Consider the following 17154-nt stretch of genomic DNA (forward strand, 5'->3'; position numbering starts at 1 on the left):
GGCCACGCGCAGTGCAGCAGGAGAGCGACCGCCATGGCCACACCGCACCAGACCCGGCGCAGCGACACACGCCACCGCATCCAGGACGTCGCCCTGAAGCTCTTCGCCGAGCAGGGGTACGAGAAGACGTCGCTGCGGGAGATCGCCGAGCGGCTGAACGTCACCAAGGCGGCGCTCTACTACCACTTCAAGACCAAGGAAGACATCCTGATCAGCATCTCGGCGGACCTCACGGCCCCGATCGACGACCTGATCACCTGGGCGCAGGGCCAGCCGCACACGCTGGAGACGAAGCAGGAGCTGCTGCGCCGCTACTGCGACGCGCTGTGGAGCGCCGGCGACCTCTTCCGCTTCCTCCAGGAGAACCAGGCCACCGTCCGCGACCTGGCGATCGGGGAGTCCCTCAAGATCCGGATAAAGGCGCTGAGCGAGCTGCTCACCGAGCCGAGCTCGCCGATGACCGCGCAGATCCGCTCGCTGACGGCGCTGTTCTCGATGCACGCGGGGATGCACGTGATGCAGAGCGTCGAGGGCGACGACGAGGAGAAGCGCGGGGCGATCCTCGCGGTGGCGCTCGACCTGGTCGCGCAGGCCGAGCACGACCTCGCGCGGACCTGACCGCGCCCGCGCGGGCGGGAGCGCGCGAGGACCCGGGCACCATGGGTGCCCGGGTCCTCATTTCGTGGGTTCCGCCCGCCTTACGGGTTGACGCCGTGGGCGCGCAGGAAGTGCAGCGGCTCGACGGAGGAGCCGTAGTACGGCGTGGTCCGGACCTCGAAGTGCAGGTGCGGGCCGGTGGAGTTGCCGGTGGAGCCGGACAGGCCGATGGTCTGCGCGGTGTTCACGTGCTCGCCGACGTGCACGCCGATCTTCGACAGGTGGCCGTACTGCGTGTACAGGTGCGAGCCGTGCTTGATCACGATGTTGTTGCCGTAGGCGCCGCCCCAGCCGGCGGTCACCACGGTGCCGCTGTGCGCGGCGCGCACGGTGGTGCCGCTGTTGACGACGAAGTCCTGGCCGGAGTGGGTGTGCGCCCAGTGCTTGCCCACCTGGGCGTAGCCCGCGCCGAGGGTGTAGCCGGTGACCGGGGTCACCCAGGACGCCTGGAGCTTCTTGGCCGCGGCGGCCTTCTTCGCCTTGGCGTCGGCCTTCGCCTTGGCCGCGGTCTGGGCCGCGGTCTTCGCGGCGGTGGTCTTCGCGGCAGCGGTCTTCGCCTGCACCGCGTCGGAGACGTTCGCGACCGTGGCCGCGTTCATGAAGCCCGAGGAGGCCTCGGAGGAGGAGTGCGACGTGGCGGCGAAGGCCGCCGTAGAGCCCAAGGCGAGTGCCGCCACCAGGCCGCCGCCCACTACGGCGACCCGGCCGCGGGTAACGGTCTTCGGGGTGCGGTTCTGCGTCGTGGAGTTCTTGCGCATGAAGAAATGACCTCACTGGATGGGGGAGCGACGAATCCGGCAGCGGCCCGTCGCGAATCCTTGGTAACCCGGCATTCCGGACATGGGCAAGGACCCCCCTTACTACGGACATTCGTAGGAGAAAAGATGCGTTATGTCCGCATTGCCGGCTGTGCGTTCCCTGTGGGTTCCGCGCTGCGCACCCGGCACTATTTCCGTTAGTAAGTGGTCCGCGTCACGTGGGACACCTCACCGGCACTACCGTGGGAACGGCTGTTTTCCGGGGACCAGAGGGGGGACCGACCATGACCACACCGAACGAATCCGCGCCCGCCGTGACCGGCATGGAACTGGCCGACGCCGTCGAGGCCGTACGTGCCGGGCTGATGGAGGGCGCGGTGCGCGGCGCCGGCGCGGAGGTGCGCTTCGAGGTCGGCGAGATCCGCATGGAGTTCACCGTGGAGCTCCAGCGCACCAGGACCGGCCGCGGCGGCGTCAAGGCGTGGATCGTCGAAGCCGGCGCCGAGGGCTCCCGCACCTCCGGCAGCACCCACACCGTCGCCCTGACCCTGCACCCGAAGTCCGCGACCGGCGGCCACCTCCTGATCGGCGCCCCGCGCGGCGACGCGTCGAGCGTGCGGTACGAGAGCTGACCGCGTCGTGGCCGCGCACCCGACGCCGCGCCCGGTCCGCCCACCCGCCCCCTACCGCCTCGCGGTCCTCCAGTCCGGCACCGTCCAGGGCAGCGGCTACCTGCTCACGCCCACCCTGGTGCTGACCGCCGCCCACGTCGTCGCCGGCGACGCCCCCGTGCTGCTCACCGCGCCGGGCGGCCCGGAGGGCGCCGCGGGCCGGCGGGCCGGCACCTGGTACGACCCGGGGCGCGGCATCGACGTGGCCCTGGTCACCACCGAGCAGCCGCTCGCCCCCGCCGCCGCCTTCCGCACCGCCGACCGCTGGGCGAACACCGCCTCCCTCGACCCCGTCGCCGGGTGCGAGGCGATCGGCTTCCCCTACGTGCAGCGCACCGACGGCGACCGGCTGGACACCGAACAGGTCGTCGGCACCTACAAGCCCGGCTCCAACCTCTTCAGCGAGTACGGCGTCCTCGTGGTGGACGGCGCCCCGCCCCCCGCCCCCGCCGACGGCCCGTCCCCGTGGGCGGGCCTGTCCGGTGCGGCCGTCCTGACCGGCGGCGCCCTGCTCGGCGTGGTCGTCGCCCAGCAGAACGGCTGGCAGCAGAGCCGGATCGCCTTCACCCCGCTCGCCCGGCTGCTCGGCGACGAGTCCTTCGCCGCTGCCCTGACCGGCCACGGCTACCGCATGCCCCGCCTGGTCGGCCCGCCCCGCCGCCCCACCGACTTCGAGTCCCGCTACGCCGACCACCTGGCCCGGCACCACGGCACCCTGCGGATCTTCGGCATCGACTTCTCCGCCCGCTCCCGCGTCACCTGGCCGCTGGACAGCGCGTACTACGGGCTGGAGGTCACCGCCGACCGCGGCGCCGGCGCCGCGCGATGGGCCGCCGGCCGGCCGGACCCGGACGCGGTCGGCGGCGCCGCCGGCGGCGGCGCGCCGCGCACGGGGCCGCTCCCGGCCGAGCAGGCGCTCGCCGGGCAGGACCTGGTGCTGCTGCGCGGGGTGGCCGGCTCCGGCAAGAGCACCCTGGTGCAGTGGCTCGCGGTCGGCGCCGCGCGGCAGGACCTCGGCGAGCACCTGCGCCACCTGCACGGCCTGGTGCCGTACGTCCTGCCGCTGCGGACCGTCGCCCGCCAGGAGCGGCTGCCGATGCCCGCGGACTTCCTGACCGCGGTGGGCACCCCGCTCACCGCTCCCCCGGGCTGGACCGAGCAGGTCCTCACCGACCGGCGCGCCCTGGTGCTGGTGGACGGCCTGGACGAGGTGGACGAGCGCACCCGGGAGCGGGTCGGCGACTGGCTGCGGCTGCTGCTCGGCACCTATCCGGGCAACCGCTGGCTGGTCACCTCCCGCCCGTCCGCCGTCGAGGACGCCTGGCTCGCCGACGAGGGGTTCACCGAGCTGACCCTCGCCCCGATGAGCCGCGCCGACGTCCGCGCCTTCACCGCCCGCTGGCACGACGCGGCCCGCGCCACCGTGCCCGGCGACACCGCGGAACTCGCCCGCCTCGACGGCTTCGAGCACACCCTGCAACAGGCCCTCGGCCGCAAGCAGGACCTCGCCCGGCTCGCCACCAACCCCCTCATGTGCAGCCTCATCTGCGCCCTGCACCGCGACCGCAACGGCTACCTGCCCACCGGCCGCAAGGAGCTCTACGACGCCGCGCTGTCGATGCTGCTCAACCGGCGCGACCGCGAGCGCGACCTCGAACCGCTGCTCACCGAGGCCCCGCAGATCCAAATGCTCCAGAAACTGGCGTACTGGCTGGTGAAGAACGGCCAGGCGGAGATGGACCGGGCCGACGCGGTCGACCTGGTCGCGGCCGCCCTGCCCGCGATGCCCGCGGTCCGGGACGCGCTGGGCGGCGCGGAGGACGTCTACCGCCACCTGCTGGACCGCAGCGGCCTGATCCGCGAGCCGGTCTCCGGGGCCACCGTGGACTTCGTCCACCGCACCTTCCAGGACTACCTGGCCGCGAAGGCCGCGATCGAGGAGCGCGACTTCGACCTGATGGCCCGCAACGCCCACCAGGACCAGTGGGCCGACGTGATCCGGATGGCCGTCGCCCACGCCCGGCCCGACGAACGCGCCCGCCTGCTGCGCAAGATCCTCACCCGCGGCGACCGCACGAAGACCCACCGCAGCCGCCTCCACCTGCTCGCCCTGGCCTGCCTGGAGCACGCCACCGAGCTGGACCCGGCGATCCGGGAGGAGGTCGAGAAGCGCGGCGCGGCCCTGATCCCGCCGCGCAGCTTCGGGGCGGCGATGGAGCTCGCCGACGTCGGCCCGCTGGTCCTGGAACTGCTGCCGGGCCCGGACGGGCTGACCGACGAGGAGGCGGAGGCGGTGGTGAGCACCGCCTGGCAGATCGGCGGCGACGCGGCGGTCCCCGTGCTGGCCCGTTTCACCGACCACGAGGTGGCCGACGTGCGGGCGCTCCTGGCCCAGTTCCCGCCCGACGCCGACCGGCAGCACTTCGCCGCCGAGGTGCTGGACCGCCTGCCCCGAGCCGACACGTACTACGGGGTCCACACCGTCGACGAACTGCGTACCGTCCTCGCCCTCGGCGGGGTCGAGCACCTCAATGCCCAGGCGGTACTCGGCGACGGCTTCGACGACCTCCTCCGCGCCCGGGAACTGACCACCCTGCTGTGGGAGGACCCGATCAACAACGCGATGGTGGCCCGGCTGTGCCACCACCTGCCCATGCTCCAGAGGCTGAATCTCTACAGGTGCCGCGACCTCACCGACCTGTCACCGCTGGCATCCCTGCCGCTGCGCGACCTCCACCTGTTCGACCTGACCGGGGAGACCAGCCTCGGCGTACTCGGCAACCTCCCACAACTGACGACCCTCGCCCTCAACAGCGATGCCGACGCCTGGCCGGGGATGGCTCTCCTGCCCGACGGCCTGCCGCTCACCCGCCTCTACACCGGCTACGGAACCAGGGGCCTGGAGGGCATCGAGCGGCTGACCGCATTGCAGCACCTGGGCTGCCACTCGCCGCAGCCGGACCGTTTCGCCCGCGCCGACTGGGACCGGCTCGGCGCCCTGCCCGCGCTGACCTCGTTGTCGGTCAGCGACGGGATCGCAGCGCTTTTCGAGCCGGACTTCCCGCCCCTGCCGAACATCCGCGTCCTGTCCACCCGGCTGGTGCGACTCCAGCCGCCGCACCTCCAGGTGCTCCGGCACTTCCCCGGTGTGGAGGAGCTGGAGATCCGGCCGGGAGTGGGGCGCGGCGCCGTGCCCCGGTCGATCGACCTCGCACCGTTCGCGGAGTTGCCCCGGTTGCGCCGGATCACTTTGCGCGGCACCAGCCCGGCAGCCGTCCACAACGCGGACGCGCTCCCGGACGTCACGGTCGAGTTCTAGACCTGTTCTGGACTTCCCCAGGCCCGGCACCCGAAAAGGGCCCGGCCCCGGGCTCCCCTTACGGGGTGCCGGGGCCGGGCCCTTTCGATGCGGTCACCGCATGCGCAGCGTCACTCCTTGGAGAGGTTCGGCGCGCCGCCGGCCGTCTCCACGGGCGGGGCGTCGGCCACGGTGACCTTCTCCTCGCCGCGGAAGGTGAACTTCGCCGACTCGCCTTCGCCCTCGACATCCACGACCACGATGTGACCGGGGCGCAGCTCGCCGAAGAGGATCTTCTCCGAGAGGGTGTCCTCGATCTCGCGCTGGATGGTCCGGCGCAGCGGCCGGGCGCCGAGCACCGGGTCGTAGCCGCGCTTGGAGAGCAGCTCCTTGGCCTCCAGGCTCAGCTCGATGCCCATGTCGCGGTCGCGCAGCCGCTCGTCGACCGCGCTGATCATCAGGTCGACGATCTGGAGGATGTCCTCCTGGCTGAGCTGCGGGAAGACGATCACGTCGTCCACCCGGTTGAGGAACTCGGGGCGGAAGTGCTGCTTGAGCTCGTCGCTGACCTTGTTCTTCATCCGCTCGTACCCGGACTTGGTGTCGCCCTGGGCGGCGAAGCCCAGGTTGAAGCCCTTGGAGATGTCCCGGGTGCCGAGGTTGGTGGTCATGATGATGACGGTGTTCTTGAAGTCGACCACCCGGCCCTGGGAGTCGGTCAGCCGACCGTCCTCCAGGATCTGCAACAGGCTGTTGAAGATGTCCGGGTGCGCCTTCTCGACCTCGTCGAAGAGCACGACCGAGAACGGCTTGCGGCGCACCTTCTCGGTGAGCTGGCCGCCCTCTTCGTATCCCACGTATCCGGGCGGGGAGCCGAAGAGCCGCGAGACGGTGTGCTTCTCGCTGAACTCGGACATGTCGAGCGAGATCAGCGCGTCCTCGTCGCCGAAGAGGAACTCCGCGAGCGCCTTGGACAGCTCGGTCTTACCGACGCCGGACGGACCGGCGAAGATGAACGAGCCGCCGGGACGCTTGGGGTCCTTCAGACCGGCACGGGTACGGCGGATCGCCTTGGAGAGCGCCTTGACCGCGTCGACCTGCCCGATGATGCGCTTGTGGAGCTCGTCCTCCATGTGCAGCAGCCGGGTGGACTCCTCCTCGGTCAGCTTGAAGACCGGGATGCCGGTGGCGGTGGCCAGGACCTCGGCGATCAGCTCGCCGTCGACCTCCGCGACGACGTCCATGTCGCCGGCCTTCCACTCCTTCTCCCGCTTGGACTTCGCGGCGAGGAGCTGCTTCTCGTTGTCCCGCAGGGAGGCGGCCTTCTCGAAGTCCTGCGAGTCGATCGCGGACTCCTTCTCCCGGCGCACCTCGGCGATCTTCTCGTCGAACTCGCGCAGGTCCGGCGGCGCGGTCATCCGGCGGATGCGCATCCGCGAGCCCGCCTCGTCGATCAGGTCGATCGCCTTGTCCGGCAGGAACCGGTCCGAGATGTAGCGGTCGGCGAGCGTGGCCGCCTGCACGAGCGCCTCGTCGGTGATGGAGACGCGGTGGTGGGCTTCGTACCGGTCCCGCAGGCCCTTGAGGATCTCGATGGTGTGCGGCAGCGACGGCTCCGCGACCTGGATGGGCTGGAAGCGGCGCTCGAGCGCGGCGTCCTTCTCCAGGTACTTGCGGTACTCGTCGAGCGTGGTGGCACCGATGGTCTGGAGTTCACCGCGGGCCAGCATCGGCTTCAGGATCGAGGCCGCGTCGATCGCGCCCTCGGCCGCGCCGGCGCCCACCAGGGTGTGCAGCTCGTCGATGAACAGGATGATGTCGCCGCGGGTGCGGATCTCCTTGAGCACCTTCTTCAGGCGCTCCTCGAAGTCACCGCGGTACCGCGAGCCGGCCACCAGGGCGCCGAGGTCGAGCGTGTAGAGCTGCTTGTCCTTGAGCGTCTCGGGCACCTCGCCCTTGACGATCGCCTGGGCCAGGCCCTCCACGACGGCGGTCTTGCCGACGCCGGGCTCGCCGATGAGCACCGGGTTGTTCTTGGTGCGGCGGGACAGCACCTGCATGACCCGCTCGATCTCCTTCTCGCGCCCGATCACCGGGTCGAGCTTGGTCTCCCGAGCGGCCTGGGTGAGGTTGCGGCCGAACTGGTCCAGCACGAGCGAGGTCGAGGGGGTGCCCTCGGCCGGCCCGCCGGCCGTGGCCGACTCCTTCCCGCCGGAGTAGCCGGACAGCAGCTGGATGACCTGCTGCCTGACCCGGTTGAGATCGGCGCCCAGCTTCACCAGGACCTGGGCGGCGACGCCCTCGCCCTCGCGGATCAGGCCGAGCAGGATGTGCTCGGTGCCGATGTAGTTGTGGCCGAGCTGAAGGGCCTCGCGGAGCGACAGCTCCAGCACCTTCTTGGCACGGGGGGTGAAGGGGATGTGGCCGGACGGGGCCTGCTGCCCCTGGCCGATGATCTCCTCCACCTGCTGGCGGACCGCCTCAAGAGAAATCCCGAGGCTCTCCAGGGCCTTAGCGGCGACACCCTCACCCTCGTGGATCAGGCCCAGGAGGATGTGCTCGGTGCCGATGTAGTTGTGGTTGAGCATCCGGGCTTCTTCCTGAGCCAGGACGACAACCCGCCGCGCGCGGTCGGTGAACCTCTCGAACATCGTTAATCGCTCCTCAGAGCGGTCGGGCAGTGAGGGGTCGGTCCCCTCCCTGTCCTTCCGCATGCTAGTCCCGCACAGCGGCGCCGCTCGCGAATCACCCCCGCTCTCGCGGGGAAAGCCGCGCAACCGGCTGACGTCACTCCCACAACCTCGATGGTGCGAGACGATGTTCCCGCAGGCCAGGCGAATACCCTCTCAATCAGTACGCCCGTGGCGAACGCCCGCCCCGCCTGCTCGAACACCAGCCCTTCCCACTAGGTAGTTCTTACCCTCGGTCGCCGACAATCCACACCGCGCGGGCACTCCGCTCTGCGCTAAGGGCGAACACCGCGCGCCGGTTTCCGGCCATCGCGGGGCCCGCTCCGGGCGGCGCCCAGGCCACCGGCATCACCAGGTGTGTTCGATGCCGGACGGTACGTAACCGCCGCCTCGGTGCGGCAGTTGACACGGCATGGGCTGGTACGAGCACGAGCTGGGATGGCCGGTCGTCGACGGCCCGCCTCCGGCACTGGTCACGGGCGTGCGGTTCGACGCGCTCGACGCGCCGGCGGAGGCGGGCTTCGCGATGCTGAGCCGGTTCTCCCGTCCGGGCCTGCTCGGGCCGGTGGCGCTGGACGGCCACCGAGTGCGGCTGCTGGTCGCCGCGGGGACGGCCGAAGAGCTGCCCGGACTGCTGGAGTGGCTGGAGTGGGGGGGCATCGAGCTGGACCTGGCGGCCCTGGGCGCAGGGCGGACCCTGCGGGCTCCAGCGCACCCCGAGTGGGGCCGCAGGGAGGCCGCGTACGACCGGTCGGCACCGGTGTGGCTGCGGCCTCCTCGGCCGGGGTTCGACGTGGAGTCGACCGTGCCCGCGCTGCGCGTGGCCCGCGAAGCCGACGAAACGGGGGTTCCCGTCGGACTCACCGCACTGGTGGCCGCACTGGCGACCGCCTGCCACCGCGTCGCACTGCGAGCGCGCTGCCCTGATCAGCCGTGGGCCTTCTCGTACGCCTCACGGATGGTCGCGGGGACGCGACCGCGGTCGTTGACGTCGTAGCCCTTCTCCTTGGCCCACGCACGGATCTTCGCGGTGTCCTGGCTGGAGCTGCTGCCACCGCGCACGGCCTTGGTGCGGCCCCGCCCGGCACGGCCACCGGTGCGGCGGCCACTGTCCGTGTACGGGTTGAGCAACCCGCGCAGCTTGTCGGCATTCTCCGTGGTGAGGTCGATCTCGTACGTCACGCCGTCGAGCGCGAACGTCACGGTCTCGTCGGCCTCGCCGCCGTCGAGGTCGTCCACAAGAAGGACCTGAACCTTCTGTGCCACCGGCTTCCCTTTCATCGAAAACGGATTAACGGTAAAAGCAAAGCGCCTTTCACCGAAAAACACAAACCCCTTGCGCGAAGTGGCCCACCTGTGCGCCCGCGCGATCCGGACATACCGGTCTCAGAGTTGCAGCAGCATCCGGCTGTTACCCAAGGTGTTGGGTTTCACTCGCTCCAGGTCCAGGAACTCTGCGACACCCTCGTCATTGGAACGCAGCAGCTCGCCGAAGACATCGCCGTCCACCGGGGTCTCACCGATCTCGACGAAGCCGTGCCGGGCGAAGAAGTCGACTTCGAAGGTGAGGCAGAAAATACGCCTGACGCCCAGCCAGCGCGCAGTGTGCAGCAACTTGGCCAGCACCTGGTGGCCCACGCCGGCCCCGCGCAGCGAGGGGTGCACGGCGAGCGTCCTGACCTCGGCCAGGTCCTCCCACATCACGTGCAGCGCGCCGCAGCCGACCACCTCGGCGTCCTCGTCGCGTTCGGCCACCCAGAACTCCTGGAGGTCCTCATAAAGGGTCACCGTGGCCTTGTCGAGCAGGATGCCGTCCCTGGCATAGGAGTCCAGCAGCCGCCGCAGAGCGGGGACATCGCCGGTACGGGCCCGGCGGATGGTCACGTCATTCGACATCAGGGGCATGGGCGGACGCTATCGCCCTTCGGGTTCCGCCGGGCCGGAGGGGTCCACGGACTGGATGATGCGCAATGCGTCCCGCACGGCTTCGCGCTGTTCCGGGGACATCATGCCGAAGAAGTGGACGAGGGCCTCGGCCGGGTTGTCGCTCGCCGCCCAGGCTTCGTTCATCAGTGCGGCCGAGTACGCCGCACGCGTCGATACCGCCTCATAGCGATATGCGCGGCCTTCCGCCTCCCGGCGCAGCCAGCCCTTCTGCCGGAGGTTGTCCATTACGGTCATCACCGTTGTGTAGGCGATGGAACGATCCCGTGAGAGGTCTTCGAGTACCTCACGAACCGTGACCGCGCGGTTCCACTCCCACACCCGGGTCATCACGGCGTCTTCGAGTTCTCCGAGTGGTCGGGGCACACCGGAAATACTACGGGCGAAACGCGACGAATGTCGTAATTACCGCTCTTCGCGGCGCACCGGGCGGCGGTGCGCCGCGGCCCGGTGGGGAGCGCTCGGGTGGGTCAGCGCTCGTCGGGGGTGGCGGTCCGGGCGGCCTGCGCGGCCTCGGCGGCGGCCAGCGCGGCGTCCACGGCGGCGTCCTCCTTGGCCTTGTTGGCGCCGCCCTGGTTCTTGACGATGGTCACGATCAGCGCGGTGAAGAGCACCGCCATCACCAGCGGCGGCACGATGGCCGAGACATAGTTCATGGCGCCCAGCGTAGCCACCCCCGTTCGCGCTAGGCGGAGCGGGCCTCGTCCGGTTTCCGGTCCGTGCGGCGGGGCGGCCAGATCTCCGCCGGGGTGGGGGTGCGGCGGCCCGGCTCGCGGGGTTCGGCCGGCGGCGGGGCGGCCGGCTTCGGCTTGGCGCCGGGCGCCGGCACCGGGCGCGGCTTGGGCTGGTCGGCGTCCCCGGCCGCACGGGGGGCGGGAGCGGGGACGGCGGCCGGCAGGGGCAGGGACAGCAGGCGGCGCGGGGCGGGCATATGGGCCTCCAGACGCTGGCGTACGTCGTTCTCCGCAAGGGTTTCGCAGCGGTGCAGCAGGGCGGTACGGCGGCGGTGCTCCCCGGTCGCGGTGGGCAGGGCGCGCAGCCGGCGCAGTGCGGCGAGGTCGTCGGGTCCGGGCAGGTAGCCGCTGTCGAGGGCGGTGGCCAGGCGGTCGAGGTAGCCGCTCGCCGCGCCGGGCAGCGCCAGGCGGTAGCGGTGCAGCTCGGCCAGGTGGAAGGCGCGCATCCGGCCCGCCTCCCGTACGGCGTCGTCCAGGCCGCCGGCGAGCCGCAGGCAGTCCTGTACGTACTCCGCGGGGCGCGGGGCGACCACCACGGCGGCGGTCCCGGCGGTCGCGTGCGGGCCCAGCACCTCCGCGAGCGCGCGCCGGAGCACGCGCACCTCGTCCGCGCTGAACGCCATTCCCCCTCGGTTTCCATGTGGCGTTGGCATGCATGGACATTAATCGTTAAGCGGACAAACCTCACGTAACGCCGCGCGGCTCGGCGGGAAGCCGCGCGGCGTCCGGCCGTCCGCGGGGCCGCGCCGGGGAGGAGGTGCCCGGCGGCGCTACGCGGTGGCCGGGGCGTTGCGGGCGTAGACCAGGCGCAGCCCGATCAGGGTGAGCCACGGCTCGTGCGCGTCGATCAGGGACGCCTCGCCCAGCACCAGGGGCGCCAGGCCGCCGGTGGCGATCACGGTGACGTCGTCCGGGTCGTCGGCCAGCTCCCGCGCCATCCGCTCGGCGATGCCGTCGGCCTGTCCGGCGAAGCCGTAGAGGATGCCGGACTGCATGGCCTCGATGGTGTTCTTGCCGATGACGCTGCGCGGACGGGCCAGCTCGATCTTGCGCAGCTGGGCGCCGCGCATGCCGAGCGCGTCGACGGAGATCTCGATGCCCGGGGCGATCGCGCCGCCCACGTACTCACCGCGGGCGGTGACCGCGTCGAAGGTGGTGGCGGTGCCGAAGTCGACCACGATGCACGGGCCGCCGTACAGGTGTACGGCGGCCAGCGAGTTGATGATCCGGTCCGAGCCGACCTCCTTGGGGTGGTCGACCAGGATCGGCACGCCGGTCTTGACGCCCGGCTCGACGAGGACCGCCGGCACGTCGCCGTAGTACCGCCGGGTCACCTCGCGCAGCTCGTGCAGCACCGACGGGACCGTGGAGCAGATCGCGATGCCGTCGATGCCGTCACCGAGGTCGCCCAGCAGCGGGTGCATGCCCATCAGGCCCTGGAGCAGGACCGCCAGTTCGTCGGCGGTGCGGCGCGGATCGGTGGAGATCCGCCAGTGCTCCACGATCTCCTCGCCGTCGAAGAGCCCGAGCACGGTGTGGGTGTTGCCGACGTCGATGGTGAGCAGCATCCGCCTCTACGCTTCCGCTCGCAGGTCGAGGCCGATGTCGAGGATCGGGGAGGAGTGGGTGAGCGCCCCCACCGCCAGGAAGTCCACCCCGGTGTCGGCGTAGGCGCGGGCGTTGTCCAGCGTGAGCCGGCCGGAGGACTCCAGCAGGGCGCGGCCGCCGACGATCGCGACCGCCTCCTCGGTCTCGGCGGGCGTGAAGTTGTCCAGCAGGATCAGGTCGGCCCCGGCGTCCACCACCTCGCGGACCTGGTGCAGGGTGTCCACCTCGACCTCGATCGGCACCTCGGGGAACTCCTCGCGGACCAGCTTGAAGGCGGCCGCGACACCGCCCGCGGCGACCACGTGGTTGTCCTTGACCAGGGCCGCGTCCGACAGCGACATCCGGTGGTTGGTGCCGCCGCCGCAGCGCACCGCGTACTTCTCCAGCGCGCGCAGACCCGGCGTGGTCTTGCGGGTGTCGCGCACCTGCGCCTTGCTGCCCTCCAGGGCGTCGGCCCAGGCGCGGGTGGCGGTGGCGATGCCCGACAGCCGGCACAGCAGGTTCAGCGCGCTGCGCTCGGCGGTGAGCAGGTCGCGGGTGCGGGTGCGCACGGTCAGCAGCTTCTGCCCGGCGGCGACCCGGTCGCCGTCCTCGACGTGCCGCTCCACCTCGAACTCGTCGGTGCACACCACCGACAGCACCGCCTCTGCGACCCGCAGCCCCGCCACGGTGCCGTTCTCGCGCGCGGTGAAGTCCCCGGTGGAGAAGGCGTCCTCGGGCACGGTCGCCACCGTGGTGACGTCCACGCCCTGGTCGAGGTCCTCCTCGATCGCCATGTGCGCGATGTCCTCGACCTGGACGGGGTCCAGGCCGGCGTCCACGATCAGCGCGGCGAGGTCCGGGTCCAGGCCGCACTCCAGCGGGTCCAGGTCGTACGGGTCGTGGGCGTCGCCGCAGCCGCAGCCGTCGCCGCAGCCGCCGCCCGCGGACTCGGCGGGCGGGCCGAACGTCGGCAGCGGAAGAGCGACGGGCTGGGGCCGGTCAGGGCCGTCGGAGGATGTCACGGAAGCTCCTTCGTGTGCTGCGTGCCTTGCCGCGTACGTTGCGTCGTCCACTGCTGGTGCGGGCCGCGGTCCGCCGGGGCCGCGGTGCGCTGCCGCGGGCCGGGGCCCGGGCCGCCGGTCACGGCTGTGCCCGCCGCGGTGCGGCGGCGGCCCCATCATCCCCGATCCCGGCGGACGGGGTGACCGCCGGGACCGGACCGGGGCGGGTGGCCGGCAGGCCCGGCCCCTCGGTGGTGGCCACGTCCAGGGTGTGGTGCGGGGTGAGCCGCACCACCAGGTGCCGGCGCCACTGCCGGTCGTCCCGGTCGGGCCGGTCCTCGCGCCAGTGGCAGCCGCGGGTCTCCTCGCGGCGCCGGGCGGCGGCCACCAGCACCCGGGCCACCAGGCCCAGGTTGGTCGCCTCCCACGTCTCCACGCACGGCTCGGCGGTCTTGCCGTCCCGCTCGTACGCCTCCACGGCCGCGGTGTGCAGCCGCTCCAGCGCGCCCGCGGCCGCGGCCAGGCTCTCCGCGCTGCGCAGCACCCCGGCGCCCGCGGTCATGATCCGCTGCACCTCGTAGCGCGCCTCGGAGGCGAGCAGCGGGGTGCGCGCCGGGGCGGGCGCCACCGGCTCGCCCGGCTCCGGACCGGTGGCCGCCACCACGTCGGCGGCGATCCGCTCGGCGAAGACCAGCCCCTCCAGCAGGGAGTTCGAGGCGAGCCGGTTCGCGCCGTGCACGCCGGTGCAGGCCACCTCCCCGCAGGCGTACAGGCCCGGCACGGTGGTGCGTCCGCGCAGGTCGGTCCGCACCCCGCCGGAGGCGTAGTGCGCGGCGGGCGCGACCGGGATCGGCCCGGTCACCGGGTCGATGCCGTGGGCGCGGCAGGCGGCCAGGATCGTCGGGAACCGCTCGGCCCACATCCGCGCGCCGAAGTGCCGCGCGTCCAGGTACATGTGCGCGGCGCCGGTCTCCTGCATCCGCCGCATGATGCCCTTGGCGACGATGTCGCGCGGCGCCAGCTCGGCGAGTTCGTGCTGCCCGACCATGAAGCGCACGCCCTCGGCGTCGACCAGGTGCGCGCCCTCGCCGCGGACCGCCTCGGACACCAGCGGCTGCTGGCCCTCGGCGTCCGGGCCCAGCCACAGCACGGTCGGGTGGAACTGCACGAACTCCAGGTCGCTGACCTCGGCCCCGGCGCGCAGCGCGAGCGCCACGCCGTCGCCGGTGGACACCGCCGGGTTGGTGGTCGCGGAGAAGACCTGCCCCATGCCGCCGGTGGCCAGCACCACGGCGCGGGCGCGTACCGACCCCACTCCGTCGCGGGCGCCCTCGCCCATCACGTGCAGGGTGACGCCCGCGGTGCGGCCCTCGGCGTCGGTGAGCAGGTCGAGCACCAGGGCGTTCTCGACGAACTCGATGTCCGGGTTGCCGACCACCGCGGCGATCAGGGCGCGGGAGACCTCGGCGCCGGTCGCGTCACCACCCGCGTGGGCGATGCGGCTGCGGTGGTGGCCGCCCTCACGGGTGAGCAGGATCGAGCCGGAGTCGTCGGTGTCGAAGCGGGCGCCGGTGGAGATCAGCCGCCGTACCGCGTCCGGGCCCTCGGTGACCAGGAGCCGCACCGCGTCCTCGTCGCACAGGCCCGCGCCCGCGACCAGGGTGTCGTCCAGGTGCTGCGCCGGGGTGTCGCCCTCGCCGAGCGCGGCGGCGATCCCGCCCTGCGCCCAGCGGGTGGAGCCGTCGTCCAGGTGCGCCTTGGTCACCACGACGACCTTGGCGCCGGCCGCGGCGCAGCGCAGCGCCACGGTCAGCCCGGCCACGCCGGAGCCGACCACGACCACGTCGGCGCCCAGCGACCAGCCGGGAGCGGGGGCGGACAGGCGTATGCCGGCGGGGTCGGCGGCAGCGGAGGAGGTCATTCGGGGGCTCCGAACTCCAGGGGGATGTTGTCGATCAGCCGGGTGCCGCCGACCTTGGCGGCGACGGCGAGCACGGCCGGACCGGTGTGGTCCGGTGCGGCCTCGGTGAAGGTGGCGGGGTCGACGAGCGCGAGGTAGTCCAGGCCCACCGGGGGCTGCTCGCGGGCGGCGGCGTCCAGCACGACGCGGGCCGCGGCCACGGCCGCCCGCGGGCCGCTCCCGGCGGCGTCGCGTCCGGCGAACAGCGCCCGGGACAGTGCCCTGGCCGCGACCCGCTCCTGCTGCGACAGGTAGCGGTTGCGGCTGGAGAGCGCGACGCCGTCGTCCTCGCGGACCGTCGGCACGGAGACGATGTCGACGGGGAAGTTCAGGTCGGTGGCCATCCGCCGGACCAGGGCGAGCTGCTGGGCGTCCTTCTGCCCGAAGAACGCGGCCGTGCGGGGTGTCCCGGCGGCGGGGGCGAGCGGGTTGGTCAGGTGCAGCAGCTTGGCGACCACGGTGAGCATCCCGTCGAAGTGGCCCGGCCGGGACGCGCCTTCGAACCCCTCCCCCATCGGGCCCGCGGTGATCCGCACCTGCGGCGGGCCGCCCGGGTACACCTCGCCGGTGTCCGGTGCGAAGACGAAGTCGGCGCCCGCCGCCTCGGCGAGCTTCACGTCCGCCTCCAGGGTGCGCGGGTAGCGGTCCAGGTCCTCGTTCGGCCCGAACTGGAGCGGGTTGACGAAGACGGTGACGGTGACCACGCCGTCCCCCGCGTGCGCGCGGGCGGCGCGGATCAGGGCGGCGTGTCCGTCGTGGAGCGCGCCCATCGTCATGACCACGGCCGAGGCGGGGGCCAGGTCGCGGGCGTGGTGGACGAGTCGGGTCATAGGGTCCCCCCGTCGGCGAGGGCGCCGAGCAGCGCCTCCGCGTATTCGGCCTTGAGCATTCCGTTGGCGAGCGCGCGGTCCGCGGTGGCGCGGGCCATCGCCACGTACGACGCGACGTTCTCCGGTGCGCGGGCGCGCAGTTCGGCCAGGTGCGCGGCGACCGTGCCCGCGTCGCCGCGGGCCACCGGGCCGGTCAGGGCGGCGTCGCCGGAGCGCAGCGCGTTGTCCAGCGCGGCGCCCAGCAGCGGGCCGAGCATCCGGCCCGGCTCCTGCACGCCTGCCTGCCGCAGCAGGTCCATCGCCTGCGCGACCAGCGTGACCAGGTGGTTGGCGCCGATCGCGAGGGCCGCGTGGTAGAGCGGGCGGGCGGACTCCTCGATCCACTCGGGCTCGCCGCCCATCTCGATCACCAGCGCCTCCGCGGCCGTGCGCAGCTCGCCCGGCGCGGTGACGCCGAAGCAGCAGCCGGCCAGGCGCTGGACGTCCACCGGGGTGCCGGTGAACGTCATCGCCGGGTGCAGTGCGAGTGGCAGCGCGCCCGCACGCAGCGCGGGGTCCAGCACGGAGGTGCCGTAGCGGCCCGACGCATGGACCAGCAGCTGGCCCGGGCGTACGGCGCCGGTCTCCGCCAGGCCGCGCACCAGTGCGGGCAGGGCGTCGTCCGGCACCGTCAGCAGCACCAGGTCCGCGCGGGCCAGCACCTCGGCCGGCTCCACCAGCGGGACGCCCGGCAGCAGGGTCTCCGCGCGGCGGCGGGACGCCTCCGACACGCCGCTCGCGGCCACCGGGCGGTGGCCCGACAGTGCCAGCGCCGCCGCCAGGACCGGGCCGACCCGGCCCGCGCCCACCACGCCCACCGTGAGCCTCGCGGGTTTCTGCTCCACCACGCCTCCCAGCCTCAGCGACCCTTCTCGTCAACCTTACGCGAACGTCGCTCCCCGGACCCCCCGGGTGCCCCAAGGGGCGCGGGGAACTGCGCGACCAGCCACGACGCACCGCCAAGATCCCGGCACCGACGGGA

16 protein-coding genes are annotated in these 17154 nt (G+C 72.7%); 4 read left to right on the plus strand and 12 right to left on the minus strand.

Features of this window, described 5'->3' with window-relative positions; all coding sequences use genetic code 11:
- Positions 1-33 precede the first annotated feature (33 nt).
- Positions 34-618 (plus strand): TetR/AcrR family transcriptional regulator, encoded by a 585-nt coding sequence (locus WA788_RS32285; protein ID WP_335983572.1) that lies wholly within the window; start codon positions 34-36, stop codon positions 616-618.
- A gap of 80 nt (positions 619-698) precedes the next feature.
- Here the strand turns inward: WA788_RS32285 and WA788_RS32290 are convergent, their stop codons facing one another.
- Positions 699-1415 carry a M23 family metallopeptidase gene (locus WA788_RS32290; RefSeq protein WP_335983574.1) on the minus strand — a complete coding sequence of 239 codons (717 nt, stop codon included), beginning with the start codon at positions 1413-1415 and terminating at the stop codon, positions 699-701.
- 284 nt (positions 1416-1699) lie between these two features.
- On the opposite strand from WA788_RS32290, the gene WA788_RS32295 reads away from it, so the two are divergent.
- Together WA788_RS32295 and WA788_RS32300 are read left to right on the plus strand one after the other, a co-directional pair.
- Positions 1700-2047, plus strand: a complete 348-nt coding sequence (locus WA788_RS32295; RefSeq protein WP_335983577.1) for a trypco2 family protein — start codon at positions 1700-1702, stop codon at positions 2045-2047.
- A gap of 7 nt (positions 2048-2054) precedes the next feature.
- Positions 2055-5405 carry an NACHT domain-containing protein gene (locus WA788_RS32300; RefSeq protein ID WP_335983580.1) on the plus strand — a complete coding sequence of 1117 codons (3351 nt, stop codon included), beginning with the start codon at positions 2055-2057 and terminating at the stop codon, positions 5403-5405.
- Between the two features lie 110 nt (positions 5406-5515).
- On the opposite strand, the gene WA788_RS32305 is transcribed toward WA788_RS32300, so the two are convergent.
- Positions 5516-8035: an ATP-dependent Clp protease ATP-binding subunit gene (locus tag WA788_RS32305; protein ID WP_335983582.1), complete on the minus strand. Its 2520-nt coding sequence runs from the start codon at positions 8033-8035 to the stop codon at positions 5516-5518.
- A 451-nt stretch (positions 8036-8486) separates the two neighbouring features.
- Between WA788_RS32305 and WA788_RS32310 the strand changes: the two genes are divergently transcribed.
- Positions 8487-9071, plus strand: coding sequence for an SCO3374 family protein (locus WA788_RS32310; RefSeq protein ID WP_335983585.1), 585 nt, complete (start codon positions 8487-8489; stop codon positions 9069-9071).
- Here WA788_RS32310 and WA788_RS32315 read toward each other — a convergent pair.
- The 10 genes from WA788_RS32315 to WA788_RS32360 all read right to left on the minus strand — a co-directional run bounded on the left by WA788_RS32315 (position 9002) and on the right by WA788_RS32360 (position 17020).
- Positions 9002-9340, minus strand: a complete 339-nt coding sequence (locus tag WA788_RS32315) for a histone-like nucleoid-structuring protein Lsr2 (protein WP_202235342.1) — start codon at positions 9338-9340, stop codon at positions 9002-9004. The genes WA788_RS32310 and WA788_RS32315 overlap by 70 nt on opposite strands.
- Positions 9341-9460: 120 nt before the next feature.
- Positions 9461-9979, minus strand: a complete 519-nt coding sequence (locus WA788_RS32320; protein ID WP_335983589.1) for an amino-acid N-acetyltransferase — start codon at positions 9977-9979, stop codon at positions 9461-9463.
- Positions 9980-9988: 9 nt separating this feature from the next.
- A complete protein-coding gene (locus WA788_RS32325) occupies positions 9989-10384 on the minus strand; it encodes a BlaI/MecI/CopY family transcriptional regulator (protein WP_335983590.1) in 396 nt (131 codons plus the stop codon).
- Between the two features lie 104 nt (positions 10385-10488).
- Entirely contained in the window at positions 10489-10674 is a 186-nt protein-coding gene (locus WA788_RS32330) for a hypothetical protein (protein ID WP_335983592.1), read from the minus strand.
- 29 nt (positions 10675-10703) lie between these two features.
- A complete protein-coding gene (locus WA788_RS32335; protein WP_335983596.1) occupies positions 10704-11375 on the minus strand; it encodes a hypothetical protein in 672 nt (223 codons plus the stop codon).
- 147 nt (positions 11376-11522) lie between these two features.
- On the minus strand, positions 11523-12320 hold the full coding sequence (locus WA788_RS32340) for a type III pantothenate kinase (RefSeq protein ID WP_335983600.1): 798 nt from the start codon (positions 12318-12320) through the stop codon (positions 11523-11525).
- 6 nt (positions 12321-12326) lie between these two features.
- The gene (gene nadC / locus WA788_RS32345; RefSeq protein WP_335983603.1) at positions 12327-13364 is read right to left on the minus strand and encodes a carboxylating nicotinate-nucleotide diphosphorylase; all 1038 of its coding nucleotides are present in this window, start codon (positions 13362-13364) and stop codon (positions 12327-12329) included.
- A 118-nt stretch (positions 13365-13482) separates the two neighbouring features.
- A complete protein-coding gene (locus WA788_RS32350) occupies positions 13483-15264 on the minus strand; it encodes an L-aspartate oxidase (RefSeq protein WP_335983606.1) in 1782 nt (593 codons plus the stop codon).
- Complete coding sequence (gene panC / locus WA788_RS32355) at positions 15261-16133, minus strand: pantoate--beta-alanine ligase (RefSeq protein WP_335983610.1); 873 nt, start codon at positions 16131-16133, stop codon at positions 15261-15263. The genes WA788_RS32350 and panC overlap by 4 nt, the downstream gene beginning before the upstream one ends.
- Entirely contained in the window at positions 16130-17020 is an 891-nt protein-coding gene (locus WA788_RS32360; protein WP_335983612.1) for a Rossmann-like and DUF2520 domain-containing protein, read from the minus strand. The genes panC and WA788_RS32360 overlap by 4 nt, the downstream gene beginning before the upstream one ends.
- Positions 17021-17154: the final 134 nt, after the last annotated feature.

Origin of the sequence: Streptomyces sp. CA2R106 (assembly GCF_037034245.1) — a bacterium.
Lineage (GTDB): Bacteria > Actinomycetota > Actinomycetes > Streptomycetales > Streptomycetaceae > Actinacidiphila.